Genomic DNA, 19,222 nt, shown 5'->3' with positions numbered 1-19,222 from the left:
ATCCTACTGTGTAAATGAATACTATACGAATGTTCGAAATCCTTGTTACCTTCATCTAAAAGTTTTATTTGGTTTGGCAACAATCGATTTCCTACCCTTAGAAACACTCTATAGACGTTGGTATTATCGATTTGTTGCATCAACAAAAAAGAGATTGCCCTCTCATAAGCGGACAATCTCTTTTAAAGCAACATTAGAATAACTTCTCCGCAAACGGCTTAACGAGCGATTGATAAGCAGCTTGGCGTCCCTCTTCCAGCTTGCCGATATACCCTTCCCGCCATGCCGCGGCGGCTTGAACTTTCTGCGTCAGTTTGTCGGCCAATTGTCGGTCGTCCGAAGCAACAATCCAATCGGCCAAGTCCAGACCGTTCATCAGATCGAAGCCTTTGAACCGGTAGCCGATACATACAAAGGGAACGTTAGCCGCCGCAGATAGCAGATTGGCATGCAGCTTGAGGTTGATCGTCGTTTCGAATCCCGACAACTGCCGTACATAATCGGCAGCCGAATACACTTTAGGATCGAATGTTACGCGCTCGTCATGGCCTAACTTGCAGCAGACGGGCAAGCCCGTCGAAATATTCCTTCAGTTATTTCTCGTTTACGATAATTTTCATCGCTCCATCCTCCTTTTCCCTCTCTCGGAAACTATCAATCTCCATACTTACTAGCGTATACAGTTAGAGGGTTGAACGATTGAGTCATATCACCAGTCCTCTTGAAAATTTTTTCATAGAATGACAAAAAAGGACATCTTCTCCGACTGGGAAGATGTCCTTTTAATTAATCATGTGGCTAACGCAATAAAAAAACCTTATCTGCGATAAGCAAAATACAAGGTTTCATGCTCGATCTATGTAATTAAATTAAGAAACGAATCAACTTTCGTCCCTAAAAAAATTAAAAATCAATATTTTCCAATTCAGAGATATCCTCGATCTCCATAATAGTATTATAACCTGGATTTTATTATAAGTCTATACTTTATTAGAAAATATCGGTATATTTCTTTTCTGGACTTAAAATTCATTTAAGGAGGCGTCATTCCATGATTGCGCTGCAAGGTATTAATAAGTCATTTAAGGTTGCACGGCGGACAGCCGGGGTCCGGCAAGCGGTTAAAGCCCTGTTCGCCCGGGAGCATACGATTGTCGAGGCGCTCCACAATATCTCTTTTGAAATCTCCCCGGGTGAAATCGTAGGTTATATCGGCCCGAACGGTGCCGGTAAATCAACCACCATTAAAGTCATGAGCGGTATTCTCGTACCGGACAATGGAACATGCAAAATTTTAGGCTACACGCCTTGGCAAGACCGCGCGGCGTATGTCCGGAATATCGGCGTTGTTTTCGGTCAGCGAACCCAGCTGTGGTGGGATGTCCCCGTCATCGATTCCTTTGGACTCTTGCGCGATATTTACAAAATTCCCGGCGATGTATACCACGCCAACCTTGCAATGCTGACGGAATCGCTTGCGCTAACGGACATTGTGCAGACGCCTGTCCGGCAGCTTAGCCTGGGCCAGCGCATGCGCTGCGAAATTGCCGCTTCCCTTCTTCACGATCCTAAAATTCTATTCCTCGATGAACCGACAATCGGTCTTGATGCCGCCAGCAAAATCGCCGTTCGACAGTTTATCAAGCGAATCAATAAGGAGCGTGGCGTCACGGTCATCTTGACTACGCATGACATGAACGATATTGAAGCGCTCGCCGACCGGATCCTAATGATTGGCAAAGGTACTCTTCTCTATGATGGAACGTTGAACGATCTGCGCAGCCGATTCGGATCGAAGCGGATTGTTACGGTCGATTACCGCGAGCATTACGAACCGGTACCTATCGACGGGGTAACTTGTCTGTCGTGGTCGCCGGAGCGTGCCGTGTACAGCATGGATATCGAAGTCACTCCGGTAGCCAGCGTAATTGCCAGGCTATCCGAGCAAGTTGAGGTCGTTGACCTCGAGGTTGGCACAACGCCAGTCGAGGAGCTTGTGCTCGAGCTCTACAAGGAGCACCGGATATGAATACGTACCTGTCCGTCTGGAAGCTGCGTTTTGTAAGCGGACTGCAATATCGGACTGCCGCAATTGCCGGTATGGCTACCCAGCTGTTTTTCGGCTTTGTTTTTATCATGGTGTATGTCGCTTTCTATGCACACAGCTCGGCTCAGCCCTCTATGTCGCTTGAGCAATTGGCTACTTATATATGGCTGCAACAAATTTTCCTCGCTTTTGTCATGCTCTGGTTCAGAGACAATGAGATCTTTAATCTGATTACAAGCGGCAATATCGCGTATGAATTATGCAGGCCATGCGGGATCTACTCCTTTTGGTATGCCAAGCTGCTTGCCCAGCGTTTAGCGAGCGCTATCCTGCGTTGTATCCCAATTCTTCTGGTAGCTTTCCTGCTGCCGAAACCGTATAACTTAACCATGCCGCCTACGGCAGCAACCTTTGCCCTGTTTGTGGTGACTCTTCTGCTAGGACTCGCGGTCAATATCGCCATCTCCATGTTTATCTACATTTCCGTCTTTTGGACGATGTCCCCCGTCGGATCCACCCTGGTAATCGCCGTGATCGGAGAATTTCTGGCCGGGATGATTATTCCGGTTCCCTTGATGCCGTCTTGGATGCAGGCCATTACTTATGCGCTCCCCTTTCGCTGGACGGCCGATTTTCCGTTTCGCGTCTATTCCGGGCAAATTCCGCAATCCGAGGCGGTTTGGGGCATTCTCATTCAATTCGTGTGGCTTGCCGCATTAATCCTGCTTGGCCGATGGTGCTTGAAGCGGGCTCTTCGCCAGGTCGTTGTACAAGGAGGTTAATTCGCATGTATCTGTATCTGAAGTATATATCCATCTTATTCAAATCGCAGGCGCAATATCGTCTCTCCTTCTGGCTGCTGACTGTGGGGCAAGCGCTTACTCCGCTAACCGTGCTGGCCGGATTATACTTTATGTTCGCGCAGTTTGGACAGGTAAAGGGCTGGACTTTCTACGAAGCGGCTTTATGTTACGCGGTTATTGGACTTAGCTATGCCCTTAGCGAGACGTTCGCCCGCGGTTTCGATATGTTCTCAAGCCTGGTTGGCAGCGGCGACTTCGACCGTCTGCTTGTCCGGCCCAGAAGCACCATTCTGCAGGTGCTGGGTTCCAAATTCGAATTCGCCAGGCTTGGCCGGATGCTGCAGAGCTTGATCGTATTGTTCTGGTCGCTGAGCAAACTGCCGATTGAGCTTACTTTTCCGAAGCTTTTTACGCTTATGCTGATGATTGTTTGCGGGGTGCTGATCTTCTCGGGATTATTCGTTGCGACCGCCTCGCTGAGTTTCTGGACGATTCAAGGTATAGAAGTAGCCAACGTCTTTACCGATGGTGGCCGGGAGATGGCGAAATACCCGCTGTCGATCTACGAGAAATGGGTAACGAATTTCTTCACCTATGTCATTCCGTTAGGCTGCGTCAATTATTTGCCGCTCCTCTACGTGCTTGGCCGAACCGACGGACATCAGCTCCGGTATATGCTGTCTCCGCTCGCAGGCGTAGTCTTCATTCTCCCTTGCCTGCTGCTATGGCATATTGGCGTCCGGCATTATCGCTCGACGGGTTCGTAACTAGCGGACCTCCCTCTCTTCTTCCTCCTATATGATGAAACAGCCTCCGCGCAACATTGGGCGGAGGCTGTTTGGCATAAGGAACAAATCAGTGACGGAGTGTAGGGAGCAAACGGTTTGGGTATAGTATCAAGAAACACAAAACTTTTCCAGTGGCAGGTGCTGCAACTCCAATGTCATCCCATAACGAACGCACCGTTTCGCAAAGAAATGCCGCTAAAGCGGTTAGTCCTTCCCTCACGGAAAATGAACAAACGCTCCGTTCCATATTCGAGAACTGTTCCGATGTAGTCTTTCGGCGCATGACTATGCAAGGCAACATCTTCCTGCTGCTTGTGTACGTCGACGGCATGATCGATAAAGATCTCGTTCAAAACACGATCCTTAAGCCATTGCTGTATGAGGGAATTCCCCAAGGTCTCGGGACGCTTGGCAGCCTGGCGCAAATGCTGGATATGGAGCTTATTGCGGCTTTGCAGACCCAGAGGATTACCAAATTCGAAGAGGCCGCCGACCTTATTTTAAAAGGAAATGTTGCGTTTCTCGCAGACGGCGATCCCTTCGTTCTTCTTGCGGATGTCTCCCAATACGAGACGCGTTCCATTGAAGAGCCTTCCACCGAAGCGGCTCTGCGCGGCACCCGCGAAAGCTTCACCGAACTTCTTCGAACGAATACAACGCTGCTTAGACGGATTATCGTGACGCCCGATCTGAAGATGGAATCTTTTCAAATCGGCAAATTGACGAAAACCGAGGTTGTTCTTGCGTATATCGATGGTCTTTCCACCCCTGCTCTCGTTAATGAAGTAAGGACCAGAATCGGCGCAATCGACATTCAGAGCGTCCTGGAATCCGGTTATATCGAAGAATATATCGAAGACACAAGTTATTCTCCATTCCCTCAAATGCAAAGCACGGAACGGGCCGATGTTGTGTCCGCGGGTCTGCTGGAAGGAAGAATTGCCGTCTTCGTTAACGGATCACCGATCGTGCTTGTCGTTCCAATGACGTTCTGGGACGGTCTTCAGGCCCCGGATGATTATTACGAACGATTCCTGTATGTAACGATGAACCGGTGGATCCGCTATTTGTTCGCTCTTTTTTCGATTCTCTTCCCATCCATTTATATCGCGCTGACTACTTATCATCCCGAGATGATGCCTCCGAAACTTATGCTGAGCATAACGGGACTTAGGGAACAATCTCCTTTTCCAACGGTGATCGAGGTGTTCCTGATGGAATTCATGTTCGAAGGATTAAGGGAAGCCGGGATTCGCCTGCCGCAGCAAATCGGTCCGCTCGTCAGCATCGTTGGAGCTTTGGTTATCGGTCAAGCGGCCGTGCAAGCGGGAATCATTTCGGCTCCTATTGTTATCGTCGTATCGGCAGCCGGTATCTCGTCCTTTGTTATTCCGCGATACCGGTTTGGTTATCCGCTTCGAATGCTGAGATTCCCGCTGCTCGTTCTGTCCGGATTATTTGGTCTCTTTGGCGTTGCGCTTGGATTGATCATGATCCTGTCCCACCTGATTCAATTAAGCCCGCTTGGAACGCCGTATCTTGAACCGATCGCGCCGACCAGTAAAAGCAAGCTGAAAAATGTTTTTTTGAGAAGGCCCAGAAAGCGCATGAATTAAGGCGGGATCCATTCAATGAAAAAATACTTGATAACCATATGCTTATTGATTCTGTCAGCGGCAACGGCCGGCTGCTGGAATCTTAAAGAGCCTGACCAGCTGGCGATTGTTATCGGCGGAGGGCTGGATATAAATGCGGAAGGAAGGCTGGATGTCAGCTCCCAGATTGCCGTTCCGGCTGGTTTGGGAGGTCCGGATACCGGACCCAGCAAGAAAAAAAGCTTCGTAGTAGTCAGCGCTACCGGCAAGGACTTTATGGATGCGGGTCAGAATCTGCAGACGCAGCTATCCCGCACCTTGTTCTACGCGCATCGCCAGACGCTGCTGATTGGCCAGCGTATGGCCGAGCAAGGAATGGACAAATATTTGGATATGGTCGTGCGAAATCCGAAATCGGAGATGAGATCCGTCATTTTTGTCGTAAAAGACGGAACGGCGAAGGAAATCCTTGCCACGGAGCCTGTCTTTGATCCGTTGATCAGCACGGCATTGGGAAGCGTTCAGTTGGCGCTCGGGATGAAACCTTATTACTATAGGGAATTTCTGTGCGACTCGCGGACAAAAGGCGGAGCCGTATTGTTGCCGGCCATTAGTTACAATGCGAGTACAAAAAGGTTCATCTACGCGGGAGCAGCGATTCTGAATAAGGAAAATTCGCATAGGCTGGGCGGATTTCTGAAGCCGGACGAATCGTATTATGCGAATTGGATTAAGGGAAGGCAAAGAGCCCTTACCGTTTCAACCTCGGGAACTCAAAGCAATGGCAGTATCAGCTTAAGGGCGCAAGCTCTCAAGAGCCGGATCGGAGTGGTCAAAGACTCGAAAGGCATGCGCATACATATTCAATTAAGCGGAAAAGGAAACCTTGTGGAAAACAATACAATGCGGGACCCTTCCCAAGGCAAGGAGCTCCGAAAAATCGAAGAAAGCTTAAGCCGTGAAGCTGAACAGGCCGTAAACAAGCTGGTCCGTAAAGCTCAGGGGCAATATAAAGCAGATATTTTCGGAATCGGCAAACATGTGCACCGCAAGTTCCCCGGTGAATGGAAATCTTTGCAGAATAACTGGAACGAGACGTTCAGCAGGCTTCCAATCACGGTAGAGGTACAGCTTCGGTACGAGGATCCGGGACAAACGAATTCTTCGATATGATGTTCAGCAGGCATGCGGGAAAGGACGAAGGAAATGAAAATTACGGGATGGCAATTATTCTGGATTGTGGCAACCGCGGAAGTGGTGATGGCTGTCTGGCTTCGCATATCGCCTGCCGTGAAGATAGCCGAACAAGATGCTTGGCTGTCCATGCTCCTTGCATGCCTGCTAGGCGGGGCGATCACCGTTCTGGTTGTCAAAGTTGGCATGCTGCATCCTGGCCAAAGTCTGGCCCAATTCAGCCGGGAGCTTTTTGGGCCATGGCTGGGCAAAATTGTCATTCTTCCGTATTTTACGGCCTGGTTTATTTTATCCGGAGATGTCCTTCGTTCTTTTGCGGATTTCCTTCATCTGGTCCTCTTGGACAAAACGCCGGTATGGGTGCTGATGGCCATGATTCTGATTGCCGCCATTTACTTGGCGGGTACAAGCGGAATTAAGGGGATCGGTCGTTTTTGCGAAATCGCGGGACCTCTAACGATTCTTACCCTCTTGGTGAGTTTTCTTCTGAATGCAACAAACGCGAAATGGATTAATTTGCTGCCGGTGGTTGGCGATGCAAGCCTGACGGAAATCGTAAGCGCCTCCTTCGCGCCCACTTCGTTTCTGGCTGAATCTTTTATGGTGCTTGTTCTGTTGTCGTTTGTATCCAATCCCAAGCATATTGTGAGGAAGGCCTTGGCAAGCGTCTGGTTAACCGGGGGCATGCTTATCCTGTCAACGCTGATGGTTCTTATGGTGTTTGGTCCAACGGTTGCCCAAGAGCTTCGATTCCCTTATTTCATGCTGGTTCGGTCGATCAACATTTTGAATTTCATTCAGAATGTCGATATTCTTGTCATTTTTATTTGGATATTCGGAGTGTTTGCGAAAATGTCGCTTTACTTGTTCATTACCAGCTATGAAATGGCTCAGTCCTTCCGGATCAAGTCCTGGAAACGCCTATTCTGGTTCACCGCTCCTCTCATTTATATCATTGCGTTGGCCATCCCTAATGAAGCAGCCATAATGACGCTCCAGAAATTGTGGGAAACGATCGTTATTCCGGTATGCGCGATAGGTATACCGATAGGTCTGTGGATTATGACTTCCGCCAAAAGAAAATTAGTCAACACCAAATAAACAGAGTGAAGTTTAAAAAGAGCGTTCTATCCGCCAAATCGCGGAGAGAACGCTCTTGCTTCGCCTATACCTCTTATTTTTTGAAAGTCGAGGCGTCGTATGCTTTCTGCAAAATTTCCAGGTAACGGTCAAGCTTCAGATCTTTCAGGCCTTTCAAGTAGCTGTCCCAGTCCTTGTCAAGGCTCTTATGACCGGTAATGAATTGCAATTCGTTCTCGTCAATGTAAGTTTTGATGTTGGTTTGAAGCATGGTTGCTTCGTCTACTTCGGCAGGATCAAGCCAAATCGCCCACAGCGGGAACAATTCTTTCGGCTCATGTCCTTGGTAGAGCAGCGTTGCTTGATACAGACGACGTTCGTAGTTCGCGGAATCATAGATGTCCGAGCCTTGTACCCAGCTGTCGCGGTATTCTTTCGGCATATAGAAGTGCGCCATGCCGCTCCAGCCAGCGTTGCGCGGTGCTTCGCCTTCCGTCGTAGGAATTGGCGCTACCATCGGCTTGACGTTCTCTCCAAGCGCAAGATCGCCTTCCTTCGGATCTGTCCAGTCAATGCCTTTCATGCCGGATGCGCCGTTCGTTTGACCTTCAGGCGTAAACATGTAGTCTACCAGTTTGATGAGTGCGATTTGTTTTTCTTCGCTTGCTTTGCTCGTGATCGCGAACTTGGCTCCGGGAGATACGCCGCCGCCGTCATGCGTTGCCAGCGATACGCCGTTAGGACCGGTAAGCGGAGGAACCGGATTGTAGTCCTTCGAATTTTTGTTGCCATGGTCAATGTTCAGGAAGATCGCAGGGTGCATGCCGGCGCCGGCGCCAAGAATTTGAGCATCGCCGTTTTCGCCGATTTTTTTGAACGCTTCGGCATTTTGCGTAAACGCGCCCGGATCAATCAAGCCTTCGTCATACAACGATTTAATGTACGCCAGGCCTTGCTTCCATTCGTCCGTAACAGCGGCCGAGCCAACTTTGCCGTCTTGCAGCATCAGATGGTTGCGGTCGTCGTCGTAGACGAAAGCATTCATCAGGTAAGGAACAACGTGAACGCCGAACTCTTCGGTCGAACCGCTCAGAGGAACCTCGTCTTTTTTGCCGTTGCCGTTAGGATCCTGGTTTTTAAACGCTTCGAGTACCTTTTTGAAATCCTCGGTTGTTTTCGGCATTTCCAGGTTCAGCTTTTCCAGCCAGCCCGTATTCAGCCACAATTTGTTCGGGTACGAACAGTGGAAGCATTGCGAGTAAGCGGGAAGGCCGTAAATGTTGCCATCCGGCGCCACGCTGAACGCTTTGAAGTCCGCGTTGGTTTCAAGGGCTTGCTTGATGTTTGGCGCGTATTTATCGATCAAGTCGTTCAGCGGGATAAGTACGCCTTGCTTGCCGTATTTGATCAGGTCCGCTTGCGAGAACTGATCGATGTAGGCTGTCAGCATGTAGGCATCCGGGAAATCGCCGCTCGCCAGGGAAATTTGGCGTTTTTCCTTGGCGCCGTCCGATGGGATAGCTTCAAAATTAAACTTGATGTTGAATTTCTCTTCTACGAATTTCGTAAATTTGTTCGTTGCCAGGTCGATGTTAGGCTCTTGTACCGCGAACAGCTTAATATCTACCGGTGCGGCTGGTTTTTCGGTTTCGGTGTTTGTTGAAGCGCTGTTAGCGGGTTTGTTGCTGGCTGGCGCATTGCTGCCTGCATTGTTTTTCGAGCAGGCCGATACGACCAAGCTGACCATTAAGACTGTCACGAGCAGAATGACCATTCTCTGTTTTAACACGTGCAATCGCTCCCTTTTAATGAATTCCGGTAAGTTTTGCTAGCTGTATTGAAGATGTGCTTCATGCTGCGCTTTGAACGGCATTCCCCCTTTCCATGTCCACGGAATTACCCCTTGACGGAACCAACAAGCATCCCTTGCACGAAATACCGCTGCACGAACGGGTAGATAATGAGCACGGGAAGCGTTGCCACCACAATCAAAGAGTATTTGAGAAGCTCCGCCAGCTGCTGGCGCTCAACCTGCTTCAAGGCGTCCATATTGGCGCTGCCGCTGTTATTCTGGATAATGATGCTGCGCAAAATAAGCTGCAGCGGATACTTGGTGTCCGATTTCAAATAAATCAAGGCATCGAAGTAGGCGTTCCACTGCCCTACCGCATACATGATGATAAGTACGGCGATAATCGGCTTGGACAGCGACAACACGACGCTGCGCATGAAGCGCAGATCGCTGCAGCCGTCGATTTCGCTTGCCTCAACAAGCTCGGACGGAATCGATTGCTGGAAGAACGACCTTGCGATAATAACCTGCCACACCCAGACCGCATTCGGGATAATGAGCGCCCATCTTGTATCGATGAGGCCCAGGCTCTTCACAACCATGTAGGTTGGAATCAAGCCGCCGCTGAACAGCATCGTAAACGTGATAATCATCATAATGGCGTTTCTTCCGAAGAAGGTTGACCGCGACAGCGGATACGCCAGCATAATGGTCAACGTGACGCTGACGAGCGTGCCCGATACCGTATACAGCAGCGAGTTGCCGTAACCCGTCAACACCTGCGAGTTTTTGAATAATGCTTCGTATCCCTTCAGCGAGACGTCAACCGGCCACAACCAGACCTTGCCTGCCGAAACGGCGGACGGACTGCTGAATGAGCTGCTCAAAATATAGATAAGCGGATAGAGTACGGCGACAAGCACAAGCGCAAGAATGATATAAATGGTGATGAGAAATACTTTATCGCCCGATGATTCTCTGATTTTATTCCTTACCTTCGCTACATTAGCCATGCAAACACCTCTTCATTACCAGATGCTGGATTTCAAAAACCGTCGTGCCAGTGCGTTAACCGTAAATAGGAGAACAAGATTGATAACCGAGTTGAACAAGCCGACAGCCGTTGCGAAGCTGTAATTCGCGTTCAGCAAGCCGATCTTATACACGTAAGTAGCGATAATCTCCGAGTTGGCGATATTCAGCTTGTTCTGGAGCAAGTACACTTTCTCGAAGCCAATCGCCATAACGTTCCCGACGTTCAGAATGAGAATGATGGAGATCGTTGGCAGAATACCGGGCAGATCAACGTTCCAAATCTTCTGGTAACGCGAAGCGCCATCCACTCTTGCGGCTTCGTACAGGGTTGGGTCGATACCCGATAATGCGGCCAAATAAATGACGGCGGAATAGCCGGCCGTCTGCCAAATGTCGGACCAGACATAGATCGACGAGAACATGCCGGGATTACCGAGAAAATTGACCGATTCCATCCCCAGATGATTCATAAGCACATTTACGAAACCAAGCCTTGGCGCCAGGAACAGCATGATAATCGACACCATAACAACCGTGGAGATAAAGTAAGGCGCGAAGGTCACGAGCTGCACGAACCGTTTGAATTTCTGGGCTCGCACTTCGTTCAGCATCAATGCGAGCAGAATCGGAATCGGGAATCCGGCAAGCAGCAGATAGAAGCTGAGCATCAGCGTGTTTTTCACAAGCGAGCCGAATATCGGATTCTCGAAAAACAACCTGAAGTTGTGGAATCCGACCCAAGGGCTTCCCCATATGCCTTTCGTGACGTAATAGTCTTTGAAGGCCAGCACCGCGTTCAGCATCGGGTAGTATTTGAAAATGATAAAGAACAACAGCGGCGGTGCTACGATAAGATACAATTGCCAGTGTCTAGCGAAGCTCTTTCTTGCGCTGAGACGTTTGCCGGCGGCTTCCAAACGAATCCCCCCTATTAAATTGAGTAAACCGCGTCTTGATGGATGACAGCGCTTTCTACAGGTTTGATCATAGGGGATTTCAAGGGTGCCGGAATAGGTACAATTGCGTCATTCAGCGTACAAATCTCCCGAAAATCGAGGGACAATTCCGCGTGGTACGGCCATTTAGGCCTTGCGGCACCGTACAATTACATCAAAAAGGCCGGCCGCGTGCGCCGCGGCCGGCCTAAAGCTTTATTTTGTATTTTTTTCCTGCAGCCATGTATCGTACGCTTGCTGCATGATCTCGATATAGCGGTCGGATCCAAGTGATTCCAATCGGGTTACATAGGAAGTCCAATCCTTATCCAGATCCATCTGGCCGGTAATGAACTCCATGGCGCTCTCATCGATCTCGTTTTTAAGATTGGACTGCAAGAGACTTGCTTCATCCGCGCTTTCGGGATCAAGCCATACGGACCACATCGGAAAGTATTCCTCCGGTTCATGCCCTTCGTATAATTTCGTCGCTTGAAACAGCCTTCTCTCATAACCGCCGGGAGCGTAAATATCCATGTCCTGAACCCAGCTGTTCCGGTAGGATTTCGGCATATAGAAATGCCCCATCCCGCTCCATCTCGTATTATGCGGAGGATCCCCTTCTTTGGGCGCAATGCTGGCGAACGCTGCCGGGATATCCGGATCGAGCGCTTGCTCCCCTTGCACGGGCTTCCTCCAGTCCACGCCTTCCTTGCCAATCTCCGCATTCGCCTGACCTTCCGGCGTGAAGAGATAATCGGCCATGCGGATGAGCGCGATTCGCGCCTCGGGACTAGCTTTGTCCGTAATGACGAATTTGGCGCCCGGCATGATGCCGGACGGATAATATACCGCGTAGGAGGCATGCGGTCCACTTATAGGCGGAACCGGCACGTAATCGCTCCCTCTCTTGTTGCCAGGCCCGGTATTTACGAATATCGCCGGGTGCATGGCCGTACCCGCCCCCAATATCTGAGCTTCGGCATTCTCGCCAAGCTTGTAGAACGCGTCGGAATTTTGCGTAAAAGCGCCTACGTCGATAAGCCCTTGATCATACAAGGACTTGACGTACCTCAATCCTTCCTGCCATTCGGGCTTGACTGCCGCCAGACTGACTTTTCCGTTAGCCACGTTCAAATAGGTCCGGTCGTCATCGTACACGAATCCGTTCATTAAATAAGGAAGCACGCGTACGCCAAACTCCTCGGTAGAACCGCTGAGCGGTATTTCATCCGGCAAGCCGTTGCCGTTCGGATCGCCATCCTTGAATGCCAGAAGCACCTCGCGCAGCTGCTCCGTTGTTGCCGGCATTTCCAGTCCAAGCTTTTTGAGCCACTTAACGTTTATCCAAAGCTTGTACGGATACGAGCAATGGAAGCAATCGCTATAGGCGCCAAGACCGTAAATGTTGCCGTCCGGGGCCGTATTAAGCGCGCGCAGCCCGGGCTCTTGTTCAAAAGCCGCCTTAATATGAGGCGCATACTGTTCTATAAGATCGTTTAACGGATAAAAGATTCCTTGCTTGCCGTAGCGGATGACGTCCGCTTGCGAGAACTGGTCAATGTAGCTGGTCAGAATATAAGCGTCGGGATAATGACCGTTAGCCAGCGAGATTTGCCGTTTCTCCTTGGCTCCTTCGTACGGAATCGTCTGCCAGTCGAAGGTTACGTTAAACTTCTGTTCCAATAATCTCGAGAATTCGTTAGTCTTCAGGTTCTGGCCGGCGTCTTGCTGCGCAAAGACGCTGATCCGAAGCGGTTTATTCGTTTCGGCACCATGCTGCTCCGCCGTATTGCAAGAGGAGAGCGCCAGGAGAACCGAGCAAACGCAGAGAACGGTGCATGCTATACGAATAAGCTTGTTCAACGCATTTCCTCCCTTCACCCTTCCACCGTTTGCCTGTAAGAGCTTGGCGAAACACCGGTTACGCGTTTGAAAGCCCGACGGAACGAATGAGAGCTGTTGTAGCCGACACGGGATGATATTTCGTCAACCGTATACCGGTTTTCGCGGAGCAGCGCGATCGCGTTCTCCATCCGTACCTGCTCCAGATAATCGGACAGGTTCGAGCCCGTTACTTCTTTGAAGAGCTGGGAAATATATTTTTCCGGTCGCTCCACGGCTTCGGCTACCCGGTACAAGGTCAGGTCGGAATCCGAGAAATGACCGGAAATATACGTTTTTATTGCTTCAATAATCCTTGTATGTCCGTCATTCTTGCGGCTGACGACGATCGAGCACATTACGCCCGTAATTTCTTCGATTTCAGCCTGGAAGGATCGTTTATCGGTAGCGTGCAGCGCAATGATCCGGTCTTTCAGTTGTTCGAACATGCCGGATTCCATAAAGGACTTCTGATCGAGCAGCTTCAGCAAAGTCCCCTTTAATTCGCCCGCCAGCTGCTGCCACATCTCTACGGACAGCTCGCGCTGCTCGGTGTTGAGCGACATTACCGTACGGACGATTCGGCTTGTTTCCTCCGTTTCTCCTGCCCGGATCGTACCGATCAAACGCAGCTCCATCTCAAGCGGATAGTAATAGGTTGCGCTCTCGAGCCTGGTTTCCTCAAACCAGACGATCCCTTTGCGGTCGGCATGAAGCGCTTGATCCATGGTCTGCTTCGCCTGCTCATAGGAGACGCTGACTTCCGTCTCCGATGCGAACGCTTCGCCAAGCGCCGCGATAAACGTAATCCGGTATTCGGCGAACGCATGCTTGGACAGCTGATCGAGCAGACTGGCAATCTCGTCCCTTCCTATCGTATTGCCGGTTTCCGCTTCCTTCGACGCGAATACGATAACAATCCGGTCGGAGCCCCAATCGGTGGTCAACGTAAAACCTGCGATGTCGAGGAGTGCCTGCTTCAGCAGCAGCCTTGCGGCATGAAGCTCATTCAGCACCTCCACGCTGTCCATGCCCGTATAGCCTTGCACCTGTAAAATGCATACGAATCCGGAATTCCCGTAAATGCCCGTATTCGCTTGAGAAGCGGCCGCGAATATTTCTTCTCGCGTCTGCAGTTCTCCGGAAAGAAGCCGTTTCAGGAAAGCATCCCGAATGAGCGGAAGCTGCCTTCGCAGCTCGGATTCCAGCTGATTGCTGCTGCGGATCATCTCCGCGATGTTCCCGTGCAGGAAGTCGTATTCGTTTCTTTCCGTCGTGTCGTCTTTTCCGAACTGTTCCTTAACGACAGACACCAGCTTATGGATTGGCATGCTGTTGCGGTAAGCCAGCATCAAACCAACGAATAGACCAACGGCGATGGCAATGCCTGTAATCGTCCAGGTAATGAATTTGATCTGGTTCGCATACTCAAGCAAAGCATGTCTCGGTATGCCGGAGCGGTATACCCAGCCGTTCGTATTGGAATGAATCGTGATGACTAGATCGTCCTTGTAGAACTGGCTGGTTTTATCCGCGTCAAAGCTCGCATCCTTGGCTAACGCCTGCATGTCGGGCACGCCGGTCCCGAGCGAAGCAATGGTTCGGCCGCTGGCATCGCTAATTTGCGTCCAGCCGCCGTATTTGTCCGTGATGCCCGTTAATAGATTGGTAATCGTCTTCTCGTCGATCGTAACAACCACTATGGCGGGAGACGAACCGCTGAAGCTGTCCAGCGGCAAAGACTGCATATAGGTGACGACCGAAGTAATGGTTCCCCTATTGTTGTATTGGCGCAGCGGCATAATTTCGCTCCGGTGCGTCTGTCCGAGAATGGACTGTCTCCATTCCGCCAATGACTGGTCTTCGTAGCGGAAGCTTTCATAGAAATGCTCGGGTCTAACGTAAGCGGAGCCTGGCGTCAGAATGACGTTGTAATTTCCCAGATAAATATAAAATTGCTGCAGAAAATCATTGGTCTGTCCAAACGTCAGCACGCTGCGCAAGATCCGCCAGATGCCGTACACATTCGTCTGCTCTCCGGAGCTCTTCTCGTTCATCAGTACATTTATATCCGGATTGATGGCAAGCTGTCTCGTAAATCCTTCAACCTCTGCCATTCTTCGCTCCAGCAGCTCTTTGCTCTTCTGCAGCTGCATGACGCTGTTCTCAATGGACAGCTTCTCCGTGACCGAGATGGAAGTGTGATAGGATAGGAAGCCGGCGATGCTCGGAATAATCAGAATAACGATGTACGATACGAGGAATCTCCTAAAAACGCTGTTAAACTTTTTCATTCGCCACCCCCTCCCTGATATGCTGGCAGCGCTTACACGCTCTTTCTCTATTATCCTATAAAAATCGTTTCCCCGCACTTCATTTTCCCGGGCATAAGCAGACCTTTCGTTTATCGTAACATTGAAGAATCTATTCGTATTTGCATATGCGTCCTTTGATTTGACGATTAATCCGGTGGAAAAAGAAGAACCGCAAGCAGCCATAGCGCTGCTTGCGGTTCTTTGTAGGATTCCGTTATTGAATTGGGGCAAGGTTGGCCCCGTCGATTACGGTATAAGAAGAGCTGCCCGGCGTCTTCCAGCCTACCGCGACATGATCGTCTCCTCCTTCTTCCTTATGCAGGACTTCAACATAGTAACGCTGGCCGGCCGTTAACGTAATCTGTCCGGATTGCTGGCCCGTGTTTTGAGTGAAGTTCAGCGGATATACCCAATCGACAACTTCCCCGATCTGCGCTTTGTTGGCAGGATTCGCATCCGTACTGAGATACAATACGCTGTTATTATCTCCCGCGATTGAGAATTGATAGATACCCGTTACAGAAGGGACAATATAGCCGCGGATCCGCGTGCCGTAATTATCGCCCCAGTTGGACGGCGCCTGGAAGCTTGTTAACGAACTGGTTCCGGTAGGTGCCGTACCGGTCGGGATGCTGGCAATCGTACTGCCCGTAATATTCGTCCAGTATTCGCGTGTGATGGAGCCCGTAGGCGTCTGGCCGCCGGAGGAGTTTGTCGTAACGTTCAGCGCAGCGCTTGCTGCCGACACGTTGCCGGCGGCGTCTTTCGCTTTCACCGTAAAACTGTAGGTCGAGCTTGGAGACAAGCCCGTTACATTAAGCGACGTGGCTCCCGTTGTTGTGCCCGCAAGCGTTGCTCCGTTGTAGACTTCGTATCCGGTTACGCCCACGTTGTCCGTCGAAGCCGACCAAGACAGGCTTATGCTTGTGGACGTCTTCGATGGCGAAGTAAGCCCTGTTGGCGCCGTTGGAGCTTGCGTATCGCCAGCCGGAGCATTCGTCGTTATGCTTAGCGGGGTGCTTGCGGCAGATACGTTGCCGGCGGCATCCTTCGCCTTCACCGTGAATGAATAGGTTGTGCTTGGAGATAGTGAGGTTACGTTAAAGGAAGTGGCGCCCGTGGTTGATCCGGCGAGGGTACTTCCGTTATAAATGTCGTAGCCCGTAACACCCACGTTGTCCGTCGATGCCGACCAAGTCAGATTAACGCTTGACGATGTCTTCGAAGGAGTAGACAATCCGGTTGGAGCCGTAGGCGCCTGTGTATCGCTTCCGCCACCGCCGGCAGCCATGTTTACGTCGCAGGTTTTATATTGTCCGGGAGCCGGATCGCCAAATATGTTGTTTGCGCACATGACGCCATTTGTATACGTGCCGTAATTGTATAGACCTGCGGCGCCGTAGCGGACTTCCTTCGTTCCCGTGAAGCTGCACATATTGTTCTCGCCCGCGCATGCTACCCATACGGGTGTCGGAATCGAGCTGGTCGTCACGCTGATGGCGCTGCTCAGCCCGGAGGTATTGCCGGATGCGTCCTTCGCTTTGACGGCAAAGCTGTAAGCCGTGTTGGAGGTCAAGCCGTTAACCGTAAAGGAAGTCGTGGTTGGGCCAACCGTCGAACCCGCCAGCACGCCGTCCTTGTAAACGTCGTAGCCGGCAATGCCGATGTTGTCCGTAGATGCCGTCCAAGTCAGCGTAACGCTTGTATCGGTCTTCGATGGAGACGTCAAATTGGTTGGCGTAGTAGGAGCCGTTGTATCCGGCGGCCCCGCGATAACGGTAACGGACTGTTCCTTTACGCTGGCGCGTCCGCCATTATCCCAAACGCCAAGAATAACTTGATAAGTACCGGGCTTCTGATAAGTATAGGTTGGACTGACTGTCGTAACCGGCAGTCCTTCGCCGAGATCCCACAAATTCTCGACGATGGTACCGTTATCGGTCGATGTATTCGTGAACGTCACGGATTGACCGAGCTGCACGGTAAGCGGAGCTGTGAAGTTCGCTACCGGCTTCGGATCGCTGAAGCCCCTGCTTGTAAGCTGCGTGTTATTGCCATTGCCGCTGACCGTATTGTTGCTCCACTCCAGGTCCGCTGCCGAGGAAGGATATTGGTCGATGGATGGCCCGGCGTTGTTTGTAATGATGTTATTAATGAAGCTTAGTCGATCGGTACCGCCCGCGGTAGTAATTTCGATTGCTTTTCGTCCGTTATTCGTAATCGTATTGCTGTCGAACGTCACGTTTTTCGTATTGCCGTGAATGCGGACCGCGTTGCCGTCGTAACCGGGATAAGCTGCTTTCGGATTGCCGGCGGCACCGTCTTTAAACGTATTTTTGTAAAAATATTGGTATTGCTCCGTTTGTCCCGTGCCTTCGCCTTGCAGCTGCATGCCCCACATCACCATATTCTGGACCGTGTTGTAGTTCCAGAGCTGATAGCCGGTACCCGGCGATTGTTGAATGCCGACCTGCTGGCCGCCGTCAACCATATTGCCGGAAGTGACGCCGTGGTCAACCATCACCTCAAGCCCCATATTCCCCACGGTTGTGCTGGAGCCGACATAGTTGTTGCGAACCGCGATATAAGCCGACCGAACCGTGCTGATCCAATGATCGACCGTATTGTTCTCAACCAGGGAATAATCTACGTTGGTATGGAGCTCGATGCCGAGTCCTTCCATTTTCTTCCCTGTGCCGGCGACCGTATTCCCCCGAACAATTGCGTAAGGGCTGTCGTCGTTTATAAAGATGCCGCCGCGTCCGGTTTCCGCAACATAGTTATTCTCGACAAGCGCATGATCCGAGCCCCAGCCAACGCGTACGCCGCCGCCCCAGTCCGAATTGACTCCGATATTGGTTACCACGCTGTCCGCGATGGTCAGATTATCCGTGTTGACACCGTATAGGGCAAACGGGCCGAACCCGGAAGACATGCCGAAATCCTTGACCTTCAAATTGAGCATTTTATTGCCGCTGCCGTTTTCCGATACAACGGCGGATTGCGGGACCGCGCTGCTGCCCGCGTCAAGCGTCATGGACGACACTTCGGCGCCCGACAAGTTGTAGAGCGAGAAAAACGTATTAGCGGAGGTCGAATTGTATTTAATAATCGTGTTGTCCCTGCTTTGTCCCGTAATTTTGACGCCGGATTTTCCGCTAACCGCGGTTCCCAGATAATACGTGCCATCGGGAATAAAGACCGTATCGCCGCTGACAGCCGCGTTAACGGCCGCTTGAATAGCCGCGCTGTCGTCGCCCGTGTCCGTGCCGTTCGCGCCGTACGAAGCGACATTCAAGGTTGCGGCGTAAGCAGGCATCGCGGGTATGACGGGAAGCAGCAAGGCTGTCGCGCATAAAAGGCTTGCGATTTTTTTGTCGGTCCTGGAAGTCCGTATCGACTTGGCTAATCTCATAAGTTCACTCTCTCTTTCGTTACTGGAATAATGGCATACAGATGCTTCCGGCTTCTTCTCCCCTGTTATGATTGCTAAGAAGTTCCTCTCTCTGCTGCTAACCGCTCTGAATCAGTCTTCACCTCCCTTATCCACTCCTTCATCGTGCCTGATCACGAATCAGATGGAAACTGTTCAATTCTCGAATAGCAGCACATTAAAGCTGTATTTGGCGTTAAATACTGTATTAATCGTTTTGTATTGGACTGTACAAAACAAAAAAGCCCGCAGTTTCTCTGCGGGCCACGCTAACGTTATTTTTTGCGATCTGAAAGCTCTCGAATCCATTTTTCGATTTGA

Annotated in this window: 13 protein-coding genes; 6 read left to right on the top strand and 7 right to left on the bottom strand. The window is 50.7% G+C overall.

From position 1 onward, the window contains the following. Positions 1-193: 193 nt before the first annotated feature. The gene (locus tag PGL01S_RS19745; RefSeq protein ID WP_164775523.1) at positions 194-571 is read right to left on the bottom strand and encodes a polysaccharide pyruvyl transferase family protein; all 378 of its coding nucleotides are present in this window, start codon (positions 569-571) and stop codon (positions 194-196) included. 480 nt (positions 572-1,051) lie between these two features. On the opposite strand from PGL01S_RS19745, the gene PGL01S_RS19740 reads away from it, so the two are divergent. From PGL01S_RS19740 to PGL01S_RS19715, 6 genes are all read left to right on the top strand, one after another. Next, entirely contained in the window at positions 1,052-2,029 is a 978-nt protein-coding gene (locus PGL01S_RS19740; RefSeq protein ID WP_127496296.1) for an ABC transporter ATP-binding protein, read from the top strand. After that, the gene (locus tag PGL01S_RS19735; protein ID WP_127496295.1) at positions 2,026-2,829 is read left to right on the top strand and encodes an ABC transporter permease; all 804 of its coding nucleotides are present in this window, start codon (positions 2,026-2,028) and stop codon (positions 2,827-2,829) included. The genes PGL01S_RS19740 and PGL01S_RS19735 overlap by 4 nt, the downstream gene beginning before the upstream one ends. A 5-nt stretch (positions 2,830-2,834) precedes the next feature. Continuing rightward, positions 2,835-3,617 (top strand): ABC transporter permease, encoded by a 783-nt coding sequence (locus tag PGL01S_RS19730; RefSeq protein WP_127496294.1) that lies wholly within the window; start codon positions 2,835-2,837, stop codon positions 3,615-3,617. A 173-nt stretch (positions 3,618-3,790) separates the two neighbouring features. Further along, positions 3,791-5,254 carry a spore germination protein gene (locus tag PGL01S_RS19725; RefSeq protein WP_127496293.1) on the top strand — a complete coding sequence of 488 codons (1,464 nt, stop codon included), beginning with the start codon at positions 3,791-3,793 and terminating at the stop codon, positions 5,252-5,254. A 15-nt stretch (positions 5,255-5,269) separates the two neighbouring features. Continuing rightward, positions 5,270-6,406 carry a Ger(x)C family spore germination protein gene (locus PGL01S_RS19720; RefSeq protein WP_127496292.1) on the top strand — a complete coding sequence of 379 codons (1,137 nt, stop codon included), beginning with the start codon at positions 5,270-5,272 and terminating at the stop codon, positions 6,404-6,406. A gap of 33 nt (positions 6,407-6,439) precedes the next feature. Next, positions 6,440-7,528 (top strand): GerAB/ArcD/ProY family transporter, encoded by a 1,089-nt coding sequence (locus tag PGL01S_RS19715; RefSeq protein ID WP_164775522.1) that lies wholly within the window; start codon positions 6,440-6,442, stop codon positions 7,526-7,528. 73 nt (positions 7,529-7,601) lie between these two features. Here PGL01S_RS19715 and PGL01S_RS19710 read toward each other — a convergent pair whose 3' ends face one another. From PGL01S_RS19710 to PGL01S_RS31550, 6 genes are all read right to left on the bottom strand, one after another. Beyond that, on the bottom strand, positions 7,602-9,281 hold the full coding sequence (locus PGL01S_RS19710) for an extracellular solute-binding protein (protein WP_127496347.1): 1,680 nt from the start codon (positions 9,279-9,281) through the stop codon (positions 7,602-7,604). Positions 9,282-9,403: 122 nt separating this feature from the next. Beyond that, the gene (locus PGL01S_RS19705; protein WP_127496290.1) at positions 9,404-10,312 is read right to left on the bottom strand and encodes a carbohydrate ABC transporter permease; all 909 of its coding nucleotides are present in this window, start codon (positions 10,310-10,312) and stop codon (positions 9,404-9,406) included. 15 nt (positions 10,313-10,327) lie between these two features. After that, on the bottom strand, positions 10,328-11,251 hold the full coding sequence (locus PGL01S_RS19700; protein ID WP_127496289.1) for an ABC transporter permease: 924 nt from the start codon (positions 11,249-11,251) through the stop codon (positions 10,328-10,330). Between the two features lie 234 nt (positions 11,252-11,485). Further along, positions 11,486-13,135: a type 2 periplasmic-binding domain-containing protein gene (locus PGL01S_RS19695; protein WP_127496288.1), complete on the bottom strand. Its 1,650-nt coding sequence runs from the start codon at positions 13,133-13,135 to the stop codon at positions 11,486-11,488. Between the two features lie 14 nt (positions 13,136-13,149). Further along, a complete protein-coding gene (locus PGL01S_RS19690) occupies positions 13,150-15,447 on the bottom strand; it encodes a helix-turn-helix domain-containing protein (RefSeq protein WP_127496287.1) in 2,298 nt (765 codons plus the stop codon). Positions 15,448-15,682: 235 nt separating this feature from the next. Further along, entirely contained in the window at positions 15,683-18,883 is a 3,201-nt protein-coding gene (locus tag PGL01S_RS31550; protein WP_218032375.1) for a fibronectin type III domain-containing protein, read from the bottom strand. Positions 18,884-19,222: the final 339 nt, after the last annotated feature.

This window comes from Paenibacillus glycanilyticus NBRC 16618 (assembly GCF_004000805.1).
GTDB classification, from domain to species: domain Bacteria; phylum Bacillota; class Bacilli; order Paenibacillales; family Paenibacillaceae; genus Pristimantibacillus; species Pristimantibacillus glycanilyticus.
Note: the sequence above shows the minus strand (reverse complement) of the source record. Positions and strands in the feature narration are given on the sequence as shown.